Origin of the sequence: Nitratireductor sp. GCM10026969, from assembly GCF_042660605.1 — a bacterium.
Taxonomy (GTDB): domain Bacteria; phylum Pseudomonadota; class Alphaproteobacteria; order Rhizobiales; family Rhizobiaceae; genus Chelativorans.
In genome coordinates, this window is sequence record NZ_JBHSUM010000002.1 from 42,128 (window position 1) to 63,845 (window position 21,718).

Annotated in this window: 17 protein-coding genes; 12 read left to right on the top strand and 5 right to left on the bottom strand. The window is 63.9% G+C overall.

From position 1 onward, the window contains the following. Positions 1–25: 25 nt before the first annotated feature. Genes ACFP9U_RS00900 through ACFP9U_RS00910 form a run of 3 tightly spaced genes read left to right on the top strand, consistent with a single transcriptional unit; the run spans position 26 to position 3,111 of the window. Positions 26–940, top strand: a complete 915-nt coding sequence (locus ACFP9U_RS00900) for an NAD(P)-dependent oxidoreductase (RefSeq protein WP_322450452.1) — start codon at positions 26–28, stop codon at positions 938–940. Next, on the top strand, positions 941–2,320 hold the full coding sequence (locus tag ACFP9U_RS00905) for an MmgE/PrpD family protein (RefSeq protein WP_322450453.1): 1,380 nt from the start codon (positions 941–943) through the stop codon (positions 2,318–2,320). Next, positions 2,317–3,111: an SDR family oxidoreductase gene (locus tag ACFP9U_RS00910; RefSeq protein ID WP_378618335.1), complete on the top strand. Its 795-nt coding sequence runs from the start codon at positions 2,317–2,319 to the stop codon at positions 3,109–3,111. The genes ACFP9U_RS00905 and ACFP9U_RS00910 overlap by 4 nt, the downstream gene beginning before the upstream one ends. 16 nt (positions 3,112–3,127) lie before the next feature. Here the strand turns inward: ACFP9U_RS00910 and ACFP9U_RS00915 are convergent, their stop codons facing one another. The 4 genes from ACFP9U_RS00915 to ACFP9U_RS00930 all read right to left on the bottom strand — a co-directional run bounded on the left by ACFP9U_RS00915 (position 3,128) and on the right by ACFP9U_RS00930 (position 7,851). Further along, the gene (locus tag ACFP9U_RS00915) at positions 3,128–5,056 is read right to left on the bottom strand and encodes a TRAP transporter permease (protein WP_378618337.1); all 1,929 of its coding nucleotides are present in this window, start codon (positions 5,054–5,056) and stop codon (positions 3,128–3,130) included. A gap of 81 nt (positions 5,057–5,137) precedes the next feature. Next, the gene (locus tag ACFP9U_RS00920) at positions 5,138–6,160 is read right to left on the bottom strand and encodes a TAXI family TRAP transporter solute-binding subunit (protein ID WP_378618416.1); all 1,023 of its coding nucleotides are present in this window, start codon (positions 6,158–6,160) and stop codon (positions 5,138–5,140) included. A gap of 786 nt (positions 6,161–6,946) precedes the next feature. Further along, complete coding sequence (locus tag ACFP9U_RS00925) at positions 6,947–7,186, bottom strand: LysR substrate-binding domain-containing protein (RefSeq protein WP_378618338.1); 240 nt, start codon at positions 7,184–7,186, stop codon at positions 6,947–6,949. A gap of 17 nt (positions 7,187–7,203) precedes the next feature. Next, positions 7,204–7,851 carry a LysR substrate-binding domain-containing protein gene (locus ACFP9U_RS00930; RefSeq protein ID WP_378618340.1) on the bottom strand — a complete coding sequence of 216 codons (648 nt, stop codon included), beginning with the start codon at positions 7,849–7,851 and terminating at the stop codon, positions 7,204–7,206. 527 nt (positions 7,852–8,378) lie between these two features. Here ACFP9U_RS00930 and ACFP9U_RS00935 point away from each other — a divergent pair. The 7 genes from ACFP9U_RS00935 (at position 8,379) to ACFP9U_RS00965 (ending at position 16,642) form a co-directional block, all read left to right on the top strand. After that, positions 8,379–9,386, top strand: a complete 1,008-nt coding sequence (locus ACFP9U_RS00935; protein ID WP_378618342.1) for a LacI family DNA-binding transcriptional regulator — start codon at positions 8,379–8,381, stop codon at positions 9,384–9,386. Positions 9,387–9,418: 32 nt separating this feature from the next. After that, positions 9,419–10,660, top strand: a complete 1,242-nt coding sequence (locus tag ACFP9U_RS00940) for an ABC transporter substrate-binding protein (protein ID WP_322450483.1) — start codon at positions 9,419–9,421, stop codon at positions 10,658–10,660. 71 nt (positions 10,661–10,731) lie between these two features. Beyond that, a complete protein-coding gene (locus ACFP9U_RS00945) occupies positions 10,732–11,679 on the top strand; it encodes a carbohydrate ABC transporter permease (protein WP_378618344.1) in 948 nt (315 codons plus the stop codon). Beyond that, positions 11,676–12,551: a carbohydrate ABC transporter permease gene (locus ACFP9U_RS00950; RefSeq protein ID WP_322450485.1), complete on the top strand. Its 876-nt coding sequence runs from the start codon at positions 11,676–11,678 to the stop codon at positions 12,549–12,551. The genes ACFP9U_RS00945 and ACFP9U_RS00950 overlap by 4 nt, the downstream gene beginning before the upstream one ends. Before the next feature lie 32 nt (positions 12,552–12,583). Further along, positions 12,584–14,521 (top strand): glycoside hydrolase family 127 protein, encoded by a 1,938-nt coding sequence (locus tag ACFP9U_RS00955; RefSeq protein WP_378618345.1) that lies wholly within the window; start codon positions 12,584–12,586, stop codon positions 14,519–14,521. Beyond that, positions 14,503–15,624, top strand: a complete 1,122-nt coding sequence (locus tag ACFP9U_RS00960; protein WP_378618347.1) for an ABC transporter ATP-binding protein — start codon at positions 14,503–14,505, stop codon at positions 15,622–15,624. Before ACFP9U_RS00955 ends, ACFP9U_RS00960 begins: the two co-directional genes overlap by 19 nt. Positions 15,625–15,655: 31 nt before the next feature. Continuing rightward, positions 15,656–16,642, top strand: a complete 987-nt coding sequence (locus tag ACFP9U_RS00965; protein WP_378618348.1) for a 4-hydroxythreonine-4-phosphate dehydrogenase PdxA — start codon at positions 15,656–15,658, stop codon at positions 16,640–16,642. Positions 16,643–16,920: 278 nt separating this feature from the next. On the opposite strand, the gene ACFP9U_RS00970 is transcribed toward ACFP9U_RS00965, so the two are convergent. Then, positions 16,921–17,142 carry an FCD domain-containing protein gene (locus ACFP9U_RS00970; protein ID WP_378618418.1) on the bottom strand — a complete coding sequence of 74 codons (222 nt, stop codon included), beginning with the start codon at positions 17,140–17,142 and terminating at the stop codon, positions 16,921–16,923. 301 nt (positions 17,143–17,443) lie between these two features. Here ACFP9U_RS00970 and ACFP9U_RS00975 point away from each other — a divergent pair, with 301 nt between their 5' ends. Both ACFP9U_RS00975 and ACFP9U_RS00980 read left to right on the top strand, forming a co-directional pair. Continuing rightward, positions 17,444–18,472: an efflux RND transporter periplasmic adaptor subunit gene (locus ACFP9U_RS00975; RefSeq protein WP_378618350.1), complete on the top strand. Its 1,029-nt coding sequence runs from the start codon at positions 17,444–17,446 to the stop codon at positions 18,470–18,472. Continuing rightward, the gene (locus ACFP9U_RS00980; RefSeq protein ID WP_378618351.1) at positions 18,469–21,540 is read left to right on the top strand and encodes an efflux RND transporter permease subunit; all 3,072 of its coding nucleotides are present in this window, start codon (positions 18,469–18,471) and stop codon (positions 21,538–21,540) included. The genes ACFP9U_RS00975 and ACFP9U_RS00980 overlap by 4 nt, the downstream gene beginning before the upstream one ends. Positions 21,541–21,718 lie beyond the last annotated feature (178 nt).

The following is a 21,718-nucleotide window of genomic DNA, read 5'->3' on the forward strand; positions in this document are numbered from 1 at the left end:
CGGTTACAGAACGGAGAGGTTATTCATGGGACAGGCAATCTACGGGTTCGTGGGGCTTGGCAATATGGGCCGGCCGATGGCGCTCAATATTCTGCGGGCCGGCTACGATCTCGTGGTCTATGATCCGAACGAAGACGCCGTGGCCGATCTCGTCCGGGCGGGCGCCCGGCATGTGCCCTCTCTTGCCGAACTGGGCGCGGAGGCTGATGCGGCGTTCCTGTCGCTGCCCACTCCGGAGGTCGTCCGTCAGGTCTGTCTGGGCGAGGGCGGCCTTTCCTCGGCGAAGCGGACGCGCAGCATTGTCGATCTCTCCACCACGGGTTCCGAAACGGAGGCGCAAGTGGCGGCGGCACTCGCGGCAAGAGGCAAGGTCCTGGTCGATTGTCCCGTGAGCGGCGGTGTCTCCGGGGCGGAGGCCGGCCGGCTTGCCCTGATGGCGGCTGGAGAGGCGGAGGCGGTGGAAGAGCTGCGGCCGGTGCTGGAGTTGCTGGGCAAGCTCTTCGTCGTCGGCACGGAGCCGGGCATGGGCCAATCCATGAAGGTCATCAACAATCTCGTGTCGACGACGGCGCTCGCCATCTCCAGCGAGGCACTGGTGCTTGGCGTCAAGTGCGGGCTCGACCCGGACCGCATGATCGAGGTGCTGAATGCCGGGAGCGGCCGCAACAGCGCGACGGAAAGGAAGATTCCCGACAATGTCCTGCCGCGCACATTCGACTTCGGCTTCGCCATCGGCCTGTCGGCCAAGGATGCGCGCCTGTGCATAGAGGAGGCCGAACGCCGGGGTGTCGACATGAAGGTGGGCAAAGCCGTCCAGCAAGTGCTCAATGCCACGCGCGACACGCTGGGTGCGGATGCGGATCTCACCACGGTGATCAAGCTGGTGGAGGCGCAGGCGGGCGTGGAGGTGCGCGGCGCGGCCGCCGGAGAGGACAGGTAGATGGCGGCTGAGATCGCAACAAAGGCGATCGCGCATCACACGGCTGGGCTCGAGCAGGCCGTCGCCCGCTTCGCGACCAGCCTTGCTTATGAAGATATTCCGGAGGCGGTGCGCCATCAGGCAAGACGTGCTCTGGTCAATATCCTGGCCACCGGCTTCGCTGGCTGCCGCGAGCCGGCCATCGACAAGGCGCTCAAGGTGCTCTCTGCGCACAGCCCGTCTGGAAATGCCGTCCTGGTCGGCCGGGCGGAAAGGTGCGATCCGCTGCTCGCCGCCTTCCTGAACGCCATGGCGGCCAATATCCACGACTATGACGACACCCATCCGCGCACGGTGATGCACCCTTCCGCGCCTGTCGTGCCGGCCCTGATGGCGGTGGCGCAGGAACAAAGGACGAGCGGGCGCGCGTTCCTGACGGCCTTCATTGCTGGCGCGGAGGCCGAATGCCGGATCGGCAACGCCGTTTCACCCGCACATTATGCGCGCGGTTGGCACATCACCTCCACCTGCGGCGTGATCGGCAGCGCGCTTGCGGCGAGCACCCTCCTGCGTCTGGACGAGGGGGCGGCGGTCTCCGCGATCGCCAATGCGGCGGTGCAGGCCTGCGGCATGGTCCAGGCGCTGGGCACGATGTCGAAGAGCATCAGCGTCGGCAATGCCGCGCGGAACGGGCTGATTTCCGCACGCCTTGCAAGGGAAGGCTTCACCGGGCCGGCGGACGTGCTCGGCGGCGAGTTCGGCTTCATCGGCCTCTACAGCGACACGCCGAAGCCCGAGGACGTGACGGAGGGGCTCTGGGAGCGCTGGGAGTTCGCCTCCAACACCTACAAACCCTATCCGGTCGGCGTGGTGCTCAACCCGGTGGTCGACGCGGCGCTCGAACTGCGCGAGCAGGGCTTGGCCGATCCCGCCGACATCGACACGGTCACCATCCGCGCCCATCCGCTCCTGCGTGAGCGCACGGACCGTCCGGACGTGGAAAGCGGCCGGTTATCCCAGGTGAGCGCTCAGCACGCCCTCTCGGTCGCCATCCTGAAGGGAAGGGCGGGCGTGGCCGAGTTCTCCGATGCCGCCGTCGCCGAGACAAGGGGGCGCCGGCCGCAGATCCGCTTCGTGGACGAGACTGAGCGCGACATCTATTCCATCGAGATGCGGGTGGACATGAAGGACGGGAGAGTATTCACCGCCGTGGTCGAAGGCGCGCGCGGTTCCGCCGCCAATCCGATGAGCGACGATAATCTCTCGGAGAAGTTCCGCAGGCATGCCGAACCCATAGGCCTGCGCAACGTGGACAGCCTGCTCGAACGCTTGTGGCGCATCGATGAGAGCGAGGATTGTGGACGTGTCTTCGGCGCCTGCGGCGGAGAGGCGCGCACATGACATCACCCGTATTGCAGGGCAGACGAGCGCTCGTCACCGGTTCGGTGTCCGGCCTCGGCCTTGCAATCGCATCCAAGCTTGCCGAGGAGGGCGCCGATGTGATCCTCCACGGGCTGGTTTCCCCGCGGGAGGGGCAGGAGAAGGCCAGCCGGCTCTCGGAGCGAACGGGCCGGCGGGTCATCTTCGACGGAACGGATCTCGCGGACCCGAGCGCAATCGAGCGCATGGTGGAGCGCATCCGCGCCGATTTCGGCGATCCCAACATCCTGGTCAACAATGCCGTGATACGCCATTTTCACGCCATAGAGGACTTCCCGAGGATTGATTGGGAGCGGGCATTGGCGGTGAACGTCAACGCCGCGTTCCACCTGATCAGGCTCACGCTCAGCGCCATGAAGGCGAAAGGCTGGGGGCGGATCGTCAACCTCTCCTCCATCTATGGCAATCGCGGCGCGGCCGAGCGCATCGACTATGTCACCAGCAAGACCGCGCTCCTCGGCATCACCCGGGCCGTGGCCATCGAGACGGCCGAAACCGGCGTAACCTGCAACGCCGTCTCTCCCGGCTCAGTGCTTTCAGAGCCGATCGCCAGGAAGATCGCCGGCATCGCGCAGCGCGAGGGCATCGATGAGGCGGAGGCGCGCCGCGCCTATATCCGCGAGCGCCACCCGACGGCACGCTTCGTTGAGACGGAGAATGTGGGCACCCTGATCGCGTTCCTTTGCGGACCCCATTCCGCCGATATCACCGGTGCCACGCTGCCCATGGACGGCGGCTGGCACGTGGCCTGAGCAGACCCAGGGAACGTCAGGCGGCGGAGCTGCGTGCAAGCCGCCGATGGAGCATCTCCATCAGCATCAGCAGCGCGAAGATTGCCGTGCCGGCGATGCTCAATATGGGCATGGGCATCATCACGATAACGGCCACGGCAACGAACAGCGCCGCCTTCCAGTGCGGTAGCCGGTTGAAGAGCGAATAGCGTTCGAAGCCCATCGACAGCGCAATGATGCCGATCACGGTCGTAAACAGAAGGAACGCGCCCATGGGTGTGAAGCCGCCGAGCATCAGGATCCGCGGCTCGTAGATGAAGATGAACGGCACGAGGAATCCGACGATGGAAAAGCGCAGCGAGTGCAGCGCCGTCTTAATCGGATCGGAATCGGCGATCGAAGCGGCGGCGAAGACGCCCACCATCACGGGAGGGCTGATTGCGCTCATGACGGCGAAATAGAAGATGAAGAGGTGCGCGACGACCAGCGGGATGCCGAGATCGACCATCAGCGGCGCCGTGGTGACGGCGACCAGCACATAGGCCCCGATGGTCACCATGCCCATCCCGAGGAACATGCATGTCAGCGCCGTGACGAGGATCATGATATGGATGTTCCCGCCCGAGACGATCTCGATGAGATAGGAAAGCCGGTCGCCGAGGCCCGTCATCGTCAGTATGCCGATGATGACCCCCGCTATCGCCAGAGAGCCGACCAGCGGAATGCAGGTCCTTGCGCCCTGCCGAATGCCGTTCATGAAATTGCCGATCAGAGCCTGCCGTGTCTGCCGCTGAAGCATGCAGACCGCAAAGAACGCGATGATCGAGGAAGAGATCGCGTAATCGGGCGAATAGCGCCGCCACAGGAGGTACACCAGCACGACGAGCGGCAGGATGAAGGGCACGACCTCGATCGAGGAGCGGCGCAGATCCGGAATCTCACGCGGATCCATGCCTTTCATGCCGAGCTTCACCGAAGCCAGATGCACCTGCATGAAGATGCACAGATAGAAGAGAAGGCAGGGGATGAGTGCCAGACCCATGATCTGGATCAGCGGCACGCCGGTGATCTCGCTCATGAGGAATGCCGTGGCTCCCAGGATCGGGGGCGTGATCTGGCTACCGAGCGAGGCGGTCGATTCCACGCCTGCGGCGACCTCCGGGCGATAGCCCACCCGCTTCATCATGGGGATAGTGATGACGCCGGTCGTCACGATGTTGGTCACCGCGCTGCCCGACATCATGCCCATCAGCGCGCTTGCCAGGATCGCCACCTTGGCCGGCCCGCCGCTGAAGCGGCCGGCGAGCGCCATGGTGAAGCTCATGAATTTCTGTCCGCCGCCGCTGGCCTCCAGGAACGCGGCGAAGAAGACGAAGAGCCCGATATAGGTCGCGCCGATGGCAAGCGGCGTGCCGAACAGGCCGTCCGTCGTAAAGATCTGGCTCCAGAGGAGACGGTCGACGGAAAGCCCTGCGTGACCGAACAGCGCCGGCAGCATGTAGCCGAACAGGGCATAGGCGATGGCGCCGATGGCGATGTAGTTCAGCGGCTTGACCGGCGTGCGCCGGGTAAGCTCCATGGCGCCGAGCAGGAGCAGGATGCACAGGAGCTTCTGCGGCAGCGTCAGCGTGAAGACCAGCACGAAATCGAGCCACACGAAGGCGATCCAGATGGCGGCTGCCGCTCCGAGCACGAGAATGCCGTCGAGAAGATAGGCGCCGGGCGTATTGCGGGCGCAAATCTTCGGCGGCAGAACCAGTGCGCACAGAATCAGCATGAGCGCGAGATAGGTGGGTCGGAAAACCAGCGCAGGGGGGTGACTCAGCATCCCGGTTACGAATGGATAAAGGAACAACGAAAGAGACAGGGCGCTGACGACGATCTTGCGCAACGCTCCATAGCCTTCGTAGTCCCTTGCACCGCTTTGCTCGGCGATCTCGATCTTGCCGCTCCCCGTGCCGGACATCACCTTCTCCGTCGGCCCCAACATATCCGTGGGACGCCATCGCCGGACGGCGTCCCGAGAAAGACCATTCCTGGCTCTGTTCTACTGCTCGGGAATCAAATCCGCATATTGCTCCCAACCGGGGACGTCCATCTCCCGGTAGTAGAGCAGCGCGCCGGGATGCGGTTCGATCGGCACACCGGACAGGGCCCCCTCGAGATTCACCTCGGCGAAGACTTGCGAGCTGCGCCGCACCTCTTCGATGTTTTCCCAGACGGCCTTCGTCATGGCGTAGACGAGCTCGTTTTCAAGGTCGCCGTCGAGGAACATGAATTCCGGCGAGACAAACACGAGAGCCTCCCCCGGCACCTCGAGATTGGGGTAATCATCGACGAACGGCCATTTCTTCGGACCGGCCCAGGGGATGCGCTGCTGGATTTTGTCCAGCGCTTCCTTCTCGGGCTGCAGCAACACAATGTCGCGCGCGGTGGAAAGTTCTAGAATCGCGCCGCTGTAGTCGCGAACATAGGAGATCGCGTCCACGCTGCCGTTCTGAAGCTGGTTGATGGCCTCCGAAGTATCCATGGTGCGCACATTGAGATCGCTGACCTCGAGCCCATGTGCCTGCAGGATGATTTCGGTGAAGAGGTAGTTCGAGGTTCCGGGCGGCGCGAGCGCCACGGTTTTGCCGGCGAGCTCGCTAATCTTGGTGATGCCCGCGTCCTTCTGCGCGAGGATGTTGAGCGGCACCTCGTTGTGCGCGAACCAGAACTTGACGTCGACACCGTCGGAGGGGAACGGCGCCACCCCCTGTGTGGCATTCGTGATGACCAGCGGCGTCCCCACCCCGCCATGCATGGTGCCGTTATGGGTGTGGATCACGCTCTCGGCGTCGAAACCCGGAACGACCGCCCCCGAAGCGCGGACGCCCTCCACGTTCTCCGTGACGATCTTGCCAAGCGCGCTTGCCAGGATCTTGGAATTACCAGTCGCCGAGCCGCCGCCCAAAACGAGGTCATAATTCCAGCTCGGATCCCCCAGCGCCTCCTGGGCAGGCACAGCAACGGTTGAGCCGGCAATCAGCGCCACCGGCACCAGCATCCGTAGCAATTTTGTTAAAACCATCTCCACTCCTCCACTCGTCTGGCTGCGGCATTCCTGCGGAAAACCAACGGAGCGGCACGATATAGGCCGTCTTAGAATCAGTCAATCATCTCGTCATACAATAGTATGGTTCCAGGGCGACGGCTGAAGTAAGGCCCACAAAGCGCAGTCCTTTCAATCCGTGCGATTTCCGTGCACAGATCGATCAAACAGCGTACAAACCCGTGCGGTTTGGTCCAACTTAATGCACGGCGTTCATGATCTGATCTCGTTGAGATGTATCATAAACCATTGAACATAAAGGGAAGTCTTTTCCGTCGCGCCGCATGAATGGATTACGCGGAAAGTTTTATGTATCATCTACTTACGACTTGGTGTGTGCAGATCGTGTGCAGCGCGGGCAGGTTGTTGTGAGATTAAGAACTGGATCCGAGAAGGAACGACCGCGCCCGTGGACCTTCAATCTATCCAGCCGTTATCGCGGCGGTAATGATAGCAGAGGTCCGCTGCCGCCTATCTCCGCTACTCGTCAGCTCCCAGCCGCGCCGCGGCGCCATGTTGGTCTTGATCCAGGTCTCGTTAACAAAGACCAGCCGTCGAGCGTCGAGGCCAACCTGGCCGCGGTGCGAGCGACATGGCCCAGTCGCCTGTCGATGGTAAGGCCTCGATTGCCCGCCGGGACCGCTGCCCGGAAGCTTGCATTGTATGAGCCGCACCGCGACGAGTGGCAGTGGGTGCCGATGCGAATGACGATCTCGGTATCAGATGCACCCAATTCCGACCAGAACGAGTCGCTGCTTCCCTCTGTCAGCTTCGATAGGGCTCGCTTGCGCTCCGGATCGATGATCGACTTGCGTTGCGCAGGAACGACAGTACCGCCCGCGTGGCGGGGCTCATGTGGCGGTCACGATAGTAGTAGGCGTGGAAACCGGGATAAGGCGCAGACCAATCCTCCAGCAGCGACACAAGCTCCCCGCACGCGATCCAATCCCGGACACGATGCTCGACCCATAGCGCAATGCCCAGCCCCAGCCGCGCTGCGCGCACCGCAAGCTCGCGGTCATTTACGTAAGCGGTCCGCGCACCGCGACGATGATCTGCTCATCGTCTTTCGAGAATTCCCAAGCATAGGGTGCATCACCACGATGCGGACGCCAATTGATGCAGAGATGATTGGCCAAATCGCGCGGATGCGATGGGGTGCCGTGCGCGGCGACATAAGCTGGGGAGGCGACAGCAATCTGACGAAGTGTCGGCCCGACGGGAAAGGCGACTGTTTCGGGGTTTAGATATTCGCCGAGCCGGAGCCCGATATCATATCCCTCACTCACGATATCGGTTATCGCGTCGTCGAGATGGATCTCGAGCACGACGTCCGGATAGGCAGCGTGAAAGTTGGGGAGCAGCAGCTCCATAAGATCGCGATAAGCAATCCGCGGCATGATGATCTTTACGATGCCTGTCGGCCGCGCCCTGCGCTCGTCGAGTTCCTCGGTTGCCGCCGCGATCTCTGCGAAGGCATGGCGTAACCTGACCAGCAGACGATCGCCCTCCTCGGTGGTGGAGATGCTGCGCTCTATGGGCCGCGGGAGGCACCGCAATGACCCTGAAGCTCGACAGGCTGCCGGACTGGCGATACCGCTCTTGCCGGCGCAGGGTCTCTTCCCTGGTCTGGCTGGACCACTGGATCCCGATAGCAATCCGGGCGTCATCACCTCCAAGCGAGCATGTCAGCGCACTAAGGTTCTCCGTTGGCGCCACGGCCGGCAACCTCGGTCTCGGCATCCCAACCCCCGCAAGCGGGCGACTACGACCGCAAGTTGCTTGAGGCGCAGGTGCACCTCTGTTTCCGGCGCGGTAACACAGGCACCGACCCGTTTGTGGGCAAAGAACTGAGTACCCAGTTTGGAGCGGCGCAACAGTAATACTTGGCGCCACAGCAGGGCATGTGCAAATTGCGCTGCTGGCGGTTGCACTCGCCGAGCACCTCCCATTTGTCCTGTGTGAAGTCGAAGGCCAGCACACGGTTACCAGCGAATTCCCGTGCCGCAATTTTCGGCGACGCGCCGTCGGCGCAATGACGTGGTCAGGCCTACCGGGATGTCATCATTCTCACGCTCAACCAAAGCTGCTTGCGGTAGATTAAACGTTTACCCTTGTCGAATCGCCAACTTTGATGTAGTGGTTAAACGATTACTCATGAGAGGAATCGATGAGGGACCAGGGTGGAGGCTTGCGCGTGACGATCCGCGACGTGGCCAATGCGGTGGGGGTATCGACTGCCACTGTTTCCAAGGTCCTGAACGCCACAGGTCGGGTGTCGGAGGAGACTCGGAAGGCCGTCCTCGACGCGGCCAAGAGGCTCGATTTTCGCCCGAACGCGATGGCGCGAGCGCTGCAGTCCAGCCGCAGTTCCTCAGTCGGGCTACTGACCGACGACACCTACGGCCGCTTCAGCTTGCCGCTCATGGCGGGGGTTACGGAGGGGCTGATCGCCCACGGCATGTCCGTCTTTCTCTGCACCATCGACGGACCGCCCGAACTCGGTGCCACGCATCTCGACGCATTGCTGCAGAAGCGGGTCGACGGGCTCATCATCTCGGGCCGGCGGGTCGACCGTCTGCCCGATATCGATCTAAGCGGCGTGCCCGTTCCGATTGTCTACGCGCTCAGCCAGGGTCCCGAGCACGGGGTCACGCTGGCGCCAGACGAAAAGCAAGGGGCGCGGCTGGCGGTCACCCATCTCATCGAGATCGGCCGCAGGCGGATCGCTCACGTGACCGGGCCCGAGCGCTTCCGCGTGGTGCGGGAGCGGGCCGCGTCCTGGCGCGAGACGCTCGCCGCGCACGGTCTGGCATCCGATATGGCGGTCCTCAACGGCGACTGGTCCCAGCGCTGGGGGCACACAGCCGTGGCCGAGCTGTTTGACGGCAGGCCCGAGGCCGAGTGGCCCGACGCGGTCTTCTGCGGCAACGACCAAATCGGGCACGGGCTGGTCGACGCCCTGCGCGAACGCGGCATCGCGGTCCCTGGACAGGTCGCCGTGATTGGTTTCGACAACTGGCACGTGCTGGCCGAGGATTCCCGGCCACCGCTCAGTTCGATCGACATGAACCTGCCCGCACTCGGCCGGGAGGTGGGGCTCACCCTGATGCGCATGATCGCGGGAGAGCACCAGGCGGAAGGGACGACCCGATTGCCCTGCACCCTGGTGCGCAGGGCATCGACGATCGGGCCGGTCGGCTGACCGGGGCGATACAATTGAGGAGGAGAAAAACCATGAAAGAACTGACTAGCGGACTGACGATTGCCGCGTTGTTGGGGGCCGCATCGCCCTTGGCGGCGCAGGAGACGCTGACCATCTGGGGGCGGGACGACACTGCAGTGTTCCTTCCCGAGATGATTGAGGTGTTCAACGAGAGCCACGATACCCAGATCGAGTTGCAGATCGTGCCGAGCTCGGAACTCGTGCAGAAGTATGCCACAGCCGCTGCCGGCGGCTCGGCGCCCGACATCCTGTCAATCGACCTGGTCTACACCCAGGCCTTCGCCGCGGCCGGGCAGCTCGAGGACTTGACGGAGTTCGCGCAGTCCCTGCCTTATTTCGACGAACTGTCGCCCGCCCACATTCAGGTCGGCACGTATCAGGGCAAGATCTACGGGCTGCCCATGGGCGCCGACGCGTCGCTGGTGATCTACAACAAGGACCTCTACGAGCAGGCCGGGCTTGACCCCGAGAGCCCGCCGACCACCTTCGCCGAGATCGCCGAGCATGCCGCCGCGATCGACGCGCTGGGCGAGGACATCCACGGCTTCTACTACGCAGGTACCTGCCCGGGCTGCAATGCCTTCACCTTCCTGCCGATGGTCTGGGCCTCGGGCGGGCAACTGTTCTCCGACGATGCCAGGACGGCCACGCTCGACACGCCCGAAATGCGGGCGGCGGTCGATCTCTACCGCGGAATGATCGAGGACGGGCTCGTTCCGGCCGGCGCACAGACCGATAACGGGGTGAACTTCCTGGCGGCCTTCGCCGGGGGCAACATCGGCCTGCAACTCTCCGGTGCCTTCGCGATCGGCGCGCTCAAGGCGGACTATCCGGATTTGAACTACGGCGTCGGCTTCATTCCCGGCGAGGAGGGCGGGTTCTCCTCGTTCGCGGGCGGCGACAACTTCGTCGTGACCGCCGGAATCGAGGACATGGAGCCGGTCCGAGAATGGGTGGACTTCATGTACTCGCTCGAAGGGCAGAGGATCCTCGCCCGAGCGACCGGCATTCCGGTCAACGGCGCCGTGGCCGAAGAGGCCCTGGAAGGCCTCGACGAGCGCTACGCCACCGCGACCGAGGCGATGGCGAACGGCAAGACGCCGGGAACGCCGATCTACAACGACCTGATCAACTCGTCCACGAGCCCCTGGAGCACCTTCATTGGCGAGATCTTCTACACCGACGACGTCGATGGCACTTTCCAGTATCTGCAGGAGGAGATGCAGTCGATGATCGACATGTCGGACTACTGACAGACCTCGAGCAGCCCCTACGTTTAAACGCTGCGGGCCGCGCCCACTGCCCCAAAGTCCGGAACACCATCATGAGCATCACGACCCAGGAAGCGGAGGTCGCCGGCATTGGCGTGCGCGACCGCGGGCGGAGCGGCCGCCGCAAGAGACTGCGCCGCTCGGTGGCGGGGCTTCTCTTCGTCAGCCCCGCGATCCTTCTCGTTGTCGTCTTCTTCCTCATTCCGCTCGGCAGCGCCGCCTGGATGTCGCTGCATCGCTGGCCGCTCATGGGCGAGCCGCGCTTCATCGGCCTCGACAACTATGTGCGCATGTGGTCGGACAGCCGCTTCTGGGACGCGTTGGGCTTCACGATCTACTACACGGTGGTGGTGACCATCGCGATCTTTGCGGTGGCCTTTCCGCTGGCTCTGTTCGTGCAGCAGCCGAATCGGGCGAACAGCTTCTACCGGACCGCGGTCTTCCTGCCCGTCGTCGTGGGCTTCGGATCCGCCGCGCTGCTGTGGGTCTGGCTGATGCACGTGGACAACGGGCTCTTCAGCCCGGCCGCGCAGGGACTGGGCATCACCGAGGGTCGGTTCAACCTGCTAGCGAGCTATAACGGGGTGTTCTGGTCGATCATCATCATGGTGGTCTGGAAGACCGCCGGCCTGACGATGGTGATCCTGATGACCGGCCTGCAGGGCGTGCCCTCCGACATCCTGGAGGCGGCCCGCATCGACGGCGCGTCAGCGTCGCAGCGGTTCCGGCGGATCACGTTGCCGCTCATGCGCAGGACCATCGCGTTGGCACTGACGCTATCGGTGGCCGGGTCGATGCTCGCCTTCGACCAGTTCTATCTGATCTCGAGCGGGGGGCCGCGCAACCAGACGCTGACGGCGGTCTACTGGATCTTCACGCAGTCCTTCGTGTCGTTCCGCCTCGGCTACGGCTCGGCGCTGTCGATCGTTCTGCTCGTCATCCTCGTCATCATCAGCACGGTGCAACTCCGCCTGCTGCGGGACCCGAGGGATGCAAGATGACCGACACCGCCGAACCGGCCACGCCACGCCGCCGGCAGCGCAGGCTGGCCGAGCGGATCACCCGGCACCTGGTCGGCGTGACCATCTCGGCGATCTTCCTTGCGCCGCTGTTCTGGGCGGTGGCGGCCAGCCTCAAGCCCACAGCCGAGGCGCGGCGCCCGCCGCTGCCGCCTTGGCCGACCACGGGCTTCAGCACCGACAGCTATCAGGTGCTGGGCAGCGTCGGGTCGGGCATCTGGACCCATGCCGCCAACAGCGTGATCGTGTCGGTGGCCACCGTGGCGCTGTCGGTCGTGGTCAGCTTCTTCGCAGGCTACGGCTTCTCGCGCTTCTCATTCCCGCTGAAGAACCTGCTATTCGTGCTGATCATCTCGACGATCATGATCCCGTTCCAGTCGATCCTGACACCTCTGTTCCTGATCCTGGCCAAGGTCGGGCTTCAGAACACGCTGTTCGGGCTGATCTTGATCTACACCACCCTGCAGCTTCCCTTTTCCGTCTTCATGATGCGTAACGCCTTCGACGGGATTCCGAAGGAGTTGGAAGAGGCCGCGCGGGTCGACGGAGCCGGGGTCTTCACCGTACTGATGCGGGTGATGGCGCCCCTGGTGCTACCCGGCGTCGTGACGGTCGCGATCTTCGCCTTCCTCGCGGCCTGGAACGAGTTCCTGGCCGCGCTGGTCCTGATGACCGATCAGGACAATTACACTCTGCCCATCCTCATCGCCGCCGTCCGTTCGGGCAACTACGGCTCGGTCGACTGGGGGGCGGTGCAGGCCGGCGTCACCGTGATGATGGTGCCCTGCCTGATCCTCTTCGTAACGCTGCAACGCTACTACCTGCGCGGGCTGACCGCGGGAGCCGTCAAGTGACAGCGCGATACAGACCTGAAAGGAAAAACCAGGTGAATGCCGTGACCAACGTATCGCAACTACAGTTCCGACCGCCAGCGATCCCGGATGTCGAACTGCGCGGCTTCTGGGGCGAGCGGGCGGATGCCGTGGCTTCGACCACGGTGCACATCCTGCTCGACCGCTGCGCCGAGGCGGGGATGTTCGAGCAGATCGACCCCACGCGCCCCGTCCCCAGGCAGCGCCTGCCGTTCCACCGCAAGGAGGGCAAGGAGCCGACCGTCACCACGCAGATGTTCTGGGACTCCGATGTTGCAAAGGCGCTCGAGGCCGCAGCCTATGCCATCCACCGCAAGCCGGACCCGGCGCTCGAGGCGCGGGTGGACGAGATCGTGGACATGTTTGCCGCGCTCCAGCGCGAGGACGGCTACTGCAACTCCTGGTATCTGAGGATGCAGCCGGGCCGGGAGTGGACCAATCTGCGCGACTGTCACGAGCTCTATTGCGCGGGCCACCTGATAGAGGCCGCCGTGGCCTACCACCAGGCGACAGGCAAGCGGAAGTTCCTCGACGTGATGATCCGCTATGCCGACCTGATCGACCGGCGCTTCGGCCCCGGCGCCGACAAGATGCAGGGCTATTGCGGGCACGAGGAAATCGAGCTCGCCTTGATCAAGCTCGGCCGCGAGACGGGAGAGCAGCGCTATCTCGACCTGGCGAAGTTCTTCATCGACGTGCGCGGCCGGAAACCGCACTATTTCGACCTCGAGGCCGAGCGCCGCGGCGCCTCACCCGACGGTTTCGTCCACGGTACCCACGAGTACAGCCAGTCGCACCTGCCCGTGCGTGAGCAGACCCGCGTTGTGGGTCACGCCGTCCGGGCGATGTACCTCTATTGCGGCATGGCGGACGTGGCGACCGAGTTCCACGACAACAGCCTGACCGAACCGCTCGAAATGCTCTGGTCGGATCTGACCGAGCGGCAGATGTACGTCACCGGTGGGATCGGGCCCGAGGAGCACAACGAGGGCTTCTCGGACCCCTATCATCTACCCAACGAGACGGCATATGCCGAGACCTGCGCAGCCATCGCGCTCGCCTTCTGGGCATCGCGGATGCTGGGACGCGGGCCGAACCGGGTCTATGCCGACGTGATGGAGACGGCTTTCCTCAATGGCGCGCTGTCGGGCCTGTCGGTCGAGGGCGACCGGTTCTTCTACGAGAACCCGCTCGAGAGCCGGGGCTGTCATCACCGCTGGGAGTGGCATCGCTGCCCGTGCTGTCCGCCCAACATCGCCCGCGCGGTCACCTCGATCGGGACCTACATGTACGGCGTCGCCGACGATGCGTTGGCGGTCCACCTCTACGGCGCCAACCGAGCGACGTTCACTCTTGGCGGTGGCAGAGTCAGCATCGAGCAGGAGACCGAATACCCATGGGACGGCCGCGTCGTCCTGAAGATCGGTACCGAGACGCCGCGCCGCTTCGCGCTCTCCCTGCGGCTGCCGGGCTGGTGCGCGAACCCCTCCGTCAGTGTGGGCGGTGAGGCGGTCGACCTCAGCTCGGCCTCAAGGAGCGGCTACGTCACGATCGACCGCGAGTGGTCGCATGGCGACAGCGTGACGCTCGATCTACCGATGGCGGTCACGGCCCTGCGCGCCGACCCGCGCATCCGCGCCGACCGCGGCCGCACGGCGCTGACGCGCGGGCCGCTGGTCTATTGCATGGAAGAAACGGACAACGACACGCCGCTGGACACGATCCTGCTCGACGGCGGCTTTGAGAGGGCAGAGACGTCGAAGATGGACGAACTCGGTGGAGCGGTTGCGATCAGGGTGCCCGTCGGGAAGGAAACGCACGAGGGCTGGGGCAGGGCGCTTTACAAGGCGGCACCGCCCCGCGTCGAGACGGTGCTTGGCACCTTTGTGCCCTATTTCCTTTGGGACAACCGGGACCCGGGAGAGATGCTGGTATGGATACGCACACGATGATCGGGAGCCTGTCGGCCGAAACGGGGGCGGGCATGATCGAACTGAGGAGGCTGCGCAAGTCGTTCGGCGCGCATGACGTGATCCACGGGATCGACCTGTCCGTGGAGAGCGGCGAGTTCTGTGTCTTCGTGGGCCCCTCGGGCTGCGGCAAGTCGACCCTGCTGCGGCTGATCGCGGGGCTCGAGGACGTGACCTCGGGCGATGTCTTCATCGGTGGAGAGGACGTGACCGACCGCGACCCGTCGCGCCGCGGGATCGCGATGGTGTTCCAGTCCTACGCGCTCTACCCGCACATGACCGTGCGCGAGAACCTGGCATTCGGGCTGTCCATCGCGCGGACGCCCAAGAGGCAAATCGCCGAGCAGGTCGAGGCGGCCGCCAGGGTGCTGGGGATCGAGCCCCTCCTGGACCGCCGCCCGTCGCAGCTTTCGGGCGGGCAGCGTCAGCGCGTCGCCATGGGCCGCGCCATCGTGCGCAAGCCGCTTGCGTTTCTGTTCGACGAGCCCTTGTCGAACCTCGACGCCGAGCTGCGCGTGGGGATGCGGGTCGAGATCGCGCGCCTGCACCGCGAGCTCGGCAGCACGGTGATTTATGTCACCCATGACCAGACCGAGGCGATGACGCTGGCCGACCGGATCGTCGTCCTGCGCGACGGGCGGATCGAGCAGGTCGGCCCGCCGCAGGAGCTCTACGAGAATCCCGACAACGCCTTCGTCGCCGGCTTCATCGGATCACCCCGGATGAACTTCGTGCCCGCGATTTGGGAGGGGACGCAGGCACGCATTGGCTCCCAGGCCTTTCGCGTGGCGTTGTCCGCGTCGCCCGCGGCGGGAACCCGGGTGAATATCGGTCTGAGGCCGGAGAACCTGACCGTCACGCCTGAAGGGGCGGATCAGGGCAAGGCAGAGGTGCTGTCGGGAACCGTCGAATTGTCGGAATATCTGGGCGGAACGCAGTACGTTCATATCACCCTCGTCAATGGCACGCCGATCTCGGTCGAGTATCGCGGGCGGGAGATCTTCTCTCCCGGCCAGCCGGTAGCGATCAGAGCGGCCGAGGACGCGGTGCGCGTTTTCGACGAGGACGGTCTCAGGGTCCGCTGACCGGGCCAAGTATGAGGGACAGGAGAGCATGATGTCGGCCAGAATAGGACTTCTCCCCGGCGACCCCAGCGGCATAGGCCCCGAGATCGTCGCCCGGCTGCTCTCCGAGGACATCGTCGAGGGGGCTAACGTTCTGCTGATCGGCGACCAGCACGTGTTCGAGCTAGGGCAGGCGCAGGCCGAGATTTCCCATCCGCTGACGCCTCTGGATGCTACGCAAGGCGACTGGACCGGCGCTGACAGATTCGCCCTGCACCGGATGGAGACGATCGTGCCGGGCGAGTTGATCGTCGCGCAGAACACGGAAGCCTCGGGACGCTCGACGCTTCGGGTTCTCGACGAGGCGCTGAGGCTGTCTCAGAAGGGCGTCATCGATGCGGTCGTCTTCGCGCCCTTCAACAAGGCCTCGATGCACATGGCCGGCATCGGCCATTCGGGCGAACTGCACTACATCGCCGACCTGCTGGGGGTGCGCGGCCATGTCTCGGAACTGAACACCGTCGACGGTCTGTGGACTGGCCGGGTGACCAGTCACATCGCGCTGAGGGACGTAGCGAACCATATCGACGCGGACGGCATCAGGAAATCGGTCCGTCTGATCGACCGGACGCTGCGGCGGGCCGGCTACGCCCGCCCGCGCATCGCGGTGGCGGCGCTCAACCCGCACGCGGGCGATGGCGGCAATTTCGGCCGCGAGGAGATCGACGTGATCGCGCCGGCGGTGCGCGAACTCGCCGCGGAGAAACTCGCGGTGGAGGGCCCTCTGCCGTCGGACACCGTGTTCCTGAAGGCGCAGCGCGGCGAGGTCGACGCGGTGGTCACGATGTACCACGACCAGGGCCAGATCGCCCTGAAGCTGCTCGGTTTCGATCGCGGCGTCACCGTCCACGGTGGTCTGCCGCTGCCCTTGACCACGCCGGCCCATGGCTCAGCGTTCGACATCGCCGGCAAGGGGCGGGCCGACGTTGGTGCCATCCGGGCTGCCTTTGCCGTTGCCCGGGATCTGGTTTCGAACTGATGAAGCTTGAATCGTGCGGGCAGGGCCGCGCGGTGTTGGGGTTCGTGGTGACGACCTTCCTGCCGCGCGCCCCTGAAGGGCACTTTTTTGTCGATGGCTCCACTCTCGGGGCAGGACGTTCACGGTCTCGCTCGATTTGGGCGGTTCCAGCACTGGTGGTCAGGTGAAGGTCAAGCCGCTTACGCCGATCCTTTTCCTTCGATCTCGGCGGCACCCGGAGCTTCGGCGCGCGGTAGAAACGGCGCCTCTTACGCTGCATCCTCGCTCTGACGCGCAAGCTAGGCCCGGTAATCGCGCCCCGTATTGTCGACATGGCGTGCCAGCAAGGCGCAAAACGCCTCGGTTTCACCCTTCTCCAGCATTTCGCAGAGTGCCGTATGGGTGCTGAGCGAGTTGTTGACCACGTGCCGGTCGTCATGTGCGCGGGCCCGTAGCGCGCCAATCTTGGCGTCGATGAGCCCATAGCCGTCCTCAATATAGTTGTTCCCGCAGCATTCGATGAGAAGCGAGTGTCAAGTCGAAGCTTTGTAATTGAGCTGATAACAAGTTGAGACACTTTGCGACAAATTGGCTGTCCCACGGCATATCAGCGTGAAACATCCGGCCTACGGTTCTAGCCGACCACCCCCTCCCCATGCTGCGATGCAGCAAAGATGACCAAAGAAAAACCAGTTCTGTTCGGGTTCCGTGAACCACCGTGGACAGCCTCGTGCGTTCTGTATCCCAAGAGCCAAAGAAATGCGCAGACTGAAAATCATAATCGGGCTTGTGCTGATAGCTGCGGCCGGCATTGCGGGTTTCGTGCTGACCGGGGCCATGCTCGTTCCCCATCCGGAACCAGCCCAGGCCGCGCAAGGCGAGGCCGCGCTCGCGGTCGCGATCGTTTCTCCACGCGAGATGGCGTTCACGGACACGATCCATGCCGTTGGCACCACCCGCGCCATCCGCGCGGTCGAATTGCATCCCGAGGCCGCAGGACGTGTCGTCGAGCTTGCCATCTCACCCGGCGCCAGGGTCACCGAAGGGGACCTGCTTCTGCGGCTTGACGACGGGGCGGCGCGCGCAACTCTGAAGTCCGCCGAGGCGACGCTGACGGAAGCGCGTGCAGCAGCTGCGCGGCAGAACCTATTGCACGAAAGCGGCAACGTCTCAGAGGCCACACACCTAGCCGCACAGGCGGCGCTGCAGCGTGCCGAGGCCGAACGCGATCTGGCACGCGAGGCGCTCGAGAACCACAGTTTGCGCGCACCCTTTGAAGGTGTCGTCGGACTGAGCGATCTGACGAAAGGTGAACTCGTCGATACCACCACGATTGTTGCTACGCTGGATGATCTGTCCGTGATCGAAGCCGATTTCCAAGTGCCGGAACAAGCATATCCGGAGTTGCACCCCGGTCTCCGTGTCGAGATGCGTTCGGCTGCTTGGCCCGATCGCATCTTTCGCGGTGAGATCAGTGCTCTCGATACCCGCATTGATGCCGCCACCCGGTCGCTAGCACTGCGCGCGCGGATCGACAACGCCGACGGGGCCTTGAGAGCGGGCATGTTCATGGAAGTCGCCATCGTCCTTGACAGCCGTGAACGCCCCGCCGTGCCCGAGCGGGCGCTGACGGTCGAGGGGCCCCGAACGACCATCTTTACCGTCGAAGATGGTGTAGCCAGGCAGGTCGAGATTGAAACAGGCCAGAGCCGGGACGGTCTTGTCGAGGTTACTTCCGGCTTGGATAGCGCGGACGAGGTGGTCGTCGACAACCTGCACCGTCTGTCCGACGGTATGGCAGTCGCTCCACAGCCCGCGACGGGCGCCGATCTGGCGAAGGTCCGGCTGTGACACTTCCTGATTTGTCGCTGCGCCGGCCGGTATTCGCCACGGTCGTCAATCTGCTCATCGTCCTGATCGGCGCAGTGGCGCTCACGCAGCTGCCGGTACGCGAACTGCCGCAGGTGGATACCGCTGAGGTAACGATCAATATCGACTATGTCGGGGCCGCGCCCGACGTGGTGGACGCTCAGGTGACGTCGGTCGTCGAGGGCGCCGTCGCAGGCATAGCCGGGCTGCAAAGCATGTATTCGGAATCCGAACGTGGCAGCATGCGTACGGTTCTGGTGTTCGATCCCTCTCGTGACATCGATGCTGCCGCTAACGATGTGCGTACTGCGGTGGATCGCGTGGCAGACGACCTGCCGGAAGAGGCTACGGCACCCGAGGTCGAGAAAAACGATGATGAGGGGGATCCGGTGGTACGGCTGAGCCTCACCAATCCTGCGATGACACCCCTCGAGCTCTCCGATTACGCCGACCGCTATATTGTGGACCGGCTGGCCCGGCTTCCCGGCGTGGCCAATGCTTCCATCTTCGGCGAACGGTCGCCGGCGATGCGGATCTGGCTTGAGCCCCGGCGCATGGCGGCGCTTGGCGTGACCACGAGCGACATCGTCGGCGCGCTTCAGGCAAACAACATCGAATTGCCAGCGGGCGAGATCGAGACGCCGTCGCGACAGCTGCAGCTTCTGGCCCGCACCCGTTTCACCACAGTGGGAGAGTTCGAACAGATCGTAATCCGCAGCGACGGCAGACGGCCGCTGCGCCTGGGCGATGTCGCGCGCATCGAAGAAGGACCGGAACAGACCGAGAGCTTTTTCCGCTCGGATGGGCGTCCGGCCCTCGGCATTGGCATCCAGCCGCAGGCCCAGGCCAATACAGTCGATATTTCGCACCGCGTCCACGCCGAGCTGGAGGTGATGCGATCCCAACTGCCCGAAGGCATGGCCATCGAGGTGACGACGGACGAGGCAGTCTTCATCGAAAGCTCAATACGTCAGGTGCTGCATGTCTTCGGCGAGGCCGTGTTGCTGGTAACTGCAGTGATCTTCCTGTTTCTCGGTTCGGCACGGCTGTCACTGATCCCCGTGGTGACCATTCCGATATCGATTCTCGGTGCGGCCGTGGCGTTGTGGATGCTCGGCTTCTCGATAAATATCCTGACGCTTTTCGCCCTCATACTGGCGATCGGCCTCGTCGTGGACGATGCCATCGTCGTGCTTGAGAATATCCAGCGTCATCGCGCCATGGGCATGTCCCGCGTCGAGGCCGCGCGACGTGGTGCCAATCAGGTAAACTTTGCTGTTGTGGCGGCCACCGCTGTACTGGTCGCAGTGTTCCTGCCTGTTTCGTTCATGGAGGGCGAGGTCGGCCAGCTTTTCGGTGAATTTGGCATTGCCCTAGCCGTGGCTGTGGCTATCTCGGGGTTCGTGGCATTGACGCTTTCGCCGGTGCTCGCTGCTCGGTTGCTGCCTCGTGAGGAAAAGCCCGGCCGCCTTGCTCGTGTCGTTGGGGTGGTGATCAACCGGATTGAGAATGGCTACCGCGCCAGTCTCAGCCTTGTCCTCGCCCGGCCGGTGCCGATCCTGGCGCTCGCCGCTTTCGCTATCGCCGCCGCCTTCGCGATCTGGCGCGAGTTGCCGCGGGAACTGACACCGGACGAGGATCGCGGCCAGTTCCGCATCTATGTCACCGCGCCACAAGGCGCCAATCTGGCCTACACCGACGGGGCGGTACGTCAAATAGAGGCCATGCTCGAACCGCTGCGCACGGAAGGGATCGTGTCGAACATCACCTCGATCGTCGGCATGTGGGGTGAGTTGCGTCGAGCGATGATCTTCGTAAACCTTGTCCCGTGGGACGAGCGCCGCACCTCCGTCAACGACCTGATCTCGGAGCTGCGGCCGCAACTCGATCAGATTGCCGCGGCGGCCACCGCTATTCGGCCTTCAGGCGGCCTCGGCATTGGCGGCGGACGCGGTGGTCTGCAGTTCATGCTTGGCGGACCTGATATCGAACGGGCAGCTGCATGGTCAGATGCGCTCATGACCGGACTTGAAGATTATCCAGGCCTGAGCGGACTCCAAGCCTCCTATGCGGCCAACCAGCCAGGCGCTACGCTTTCGGTCGACCGGGCACGGGCACAGGACCTCGGACTTGACGCCGAGATTGTTGCCCAAACATTGCAGGCGCTTTATGCCTCGCGTTCAGTGGGAGAATACGCCTCGGATGGGCGGCAATATCCGGTGGTGCTGCAGGCTGCACCCGAGGATCGCGACAACCCCGAGGACATTCTGTCGATCCTTGTGCGCAATACGCGCGGTGACCTCGTTCCGCTGTCCAGTTTCTCCTCGATCGCGCCCATGGCAACCGCACCTGCAATCACGCGGTACGACCGAGTCCACTCGGTCGAAATGGAAGCCGATCTCGTTGAGGGAACGGATCTGGCCGAGGCAATGGCACAGGTCGAGGCAGAAGTTGCCGCTCTTCCTGCCGGCGCAATTCTGGCTTGGGACGGACAGGCAGCAGACTATCTGCGTGCCTCCGGCGGCGTCTCCATGGTCTTCGGCCTCGCACTAGTCATCGTCTTTCTTGTTCTGGCTGCGCAGTTCGAAAGCTTCCGCACCCCTCTCGTCATCATGCTGACCGTGCCGCTGGGCCTCGCGGGCGCTATCCTGTCGCTCTGGCTCGCTGGACAATCGATCAATATTTACAGCCAGGTTGGCCTCGTGCTGCTGATCGGTCTGATGGCCAAGAATGGCATCCTGATGGTCGAATTCGCCAATCAGTTGCGCGAGCGTGGCCATAATTTACGCGAGGCGGCGCTCGATGGCGCGGTGACCCGGTTGCGCCCAATCATGATGACCACGATCGCCACTGTCTTTGGTGCGCTGCCGCTGGCCATGGCGACCGGCGCGGGTGCGGAAAGCCGCATGGCCATCGGACTCGTCATCGTCGGGGGGCTCAGCTTTGCCTTCATACTGACGCTCTTCATCACACCGCTGGCCTATTTCCTCATTGAAGGCATCGGTGCGCCACAACGCCACAACGAGGCGACACCGGTTCCCGCCGAATGAACGGTGCCAACCTGACAACGAAGGTAAGCGTGCCCCGTCCACCCGGAAGGGGTGATGATGCGCGGCCAACTCAGTGCCGGTGACCTGCTACCCTCGGCGACAGGTCAACCCTGTTCACTTTTGGACCGCTCGCCGTCTTTGGATCGCCCCCCGGCGGAAATTCCGGGGCGTTTCATAT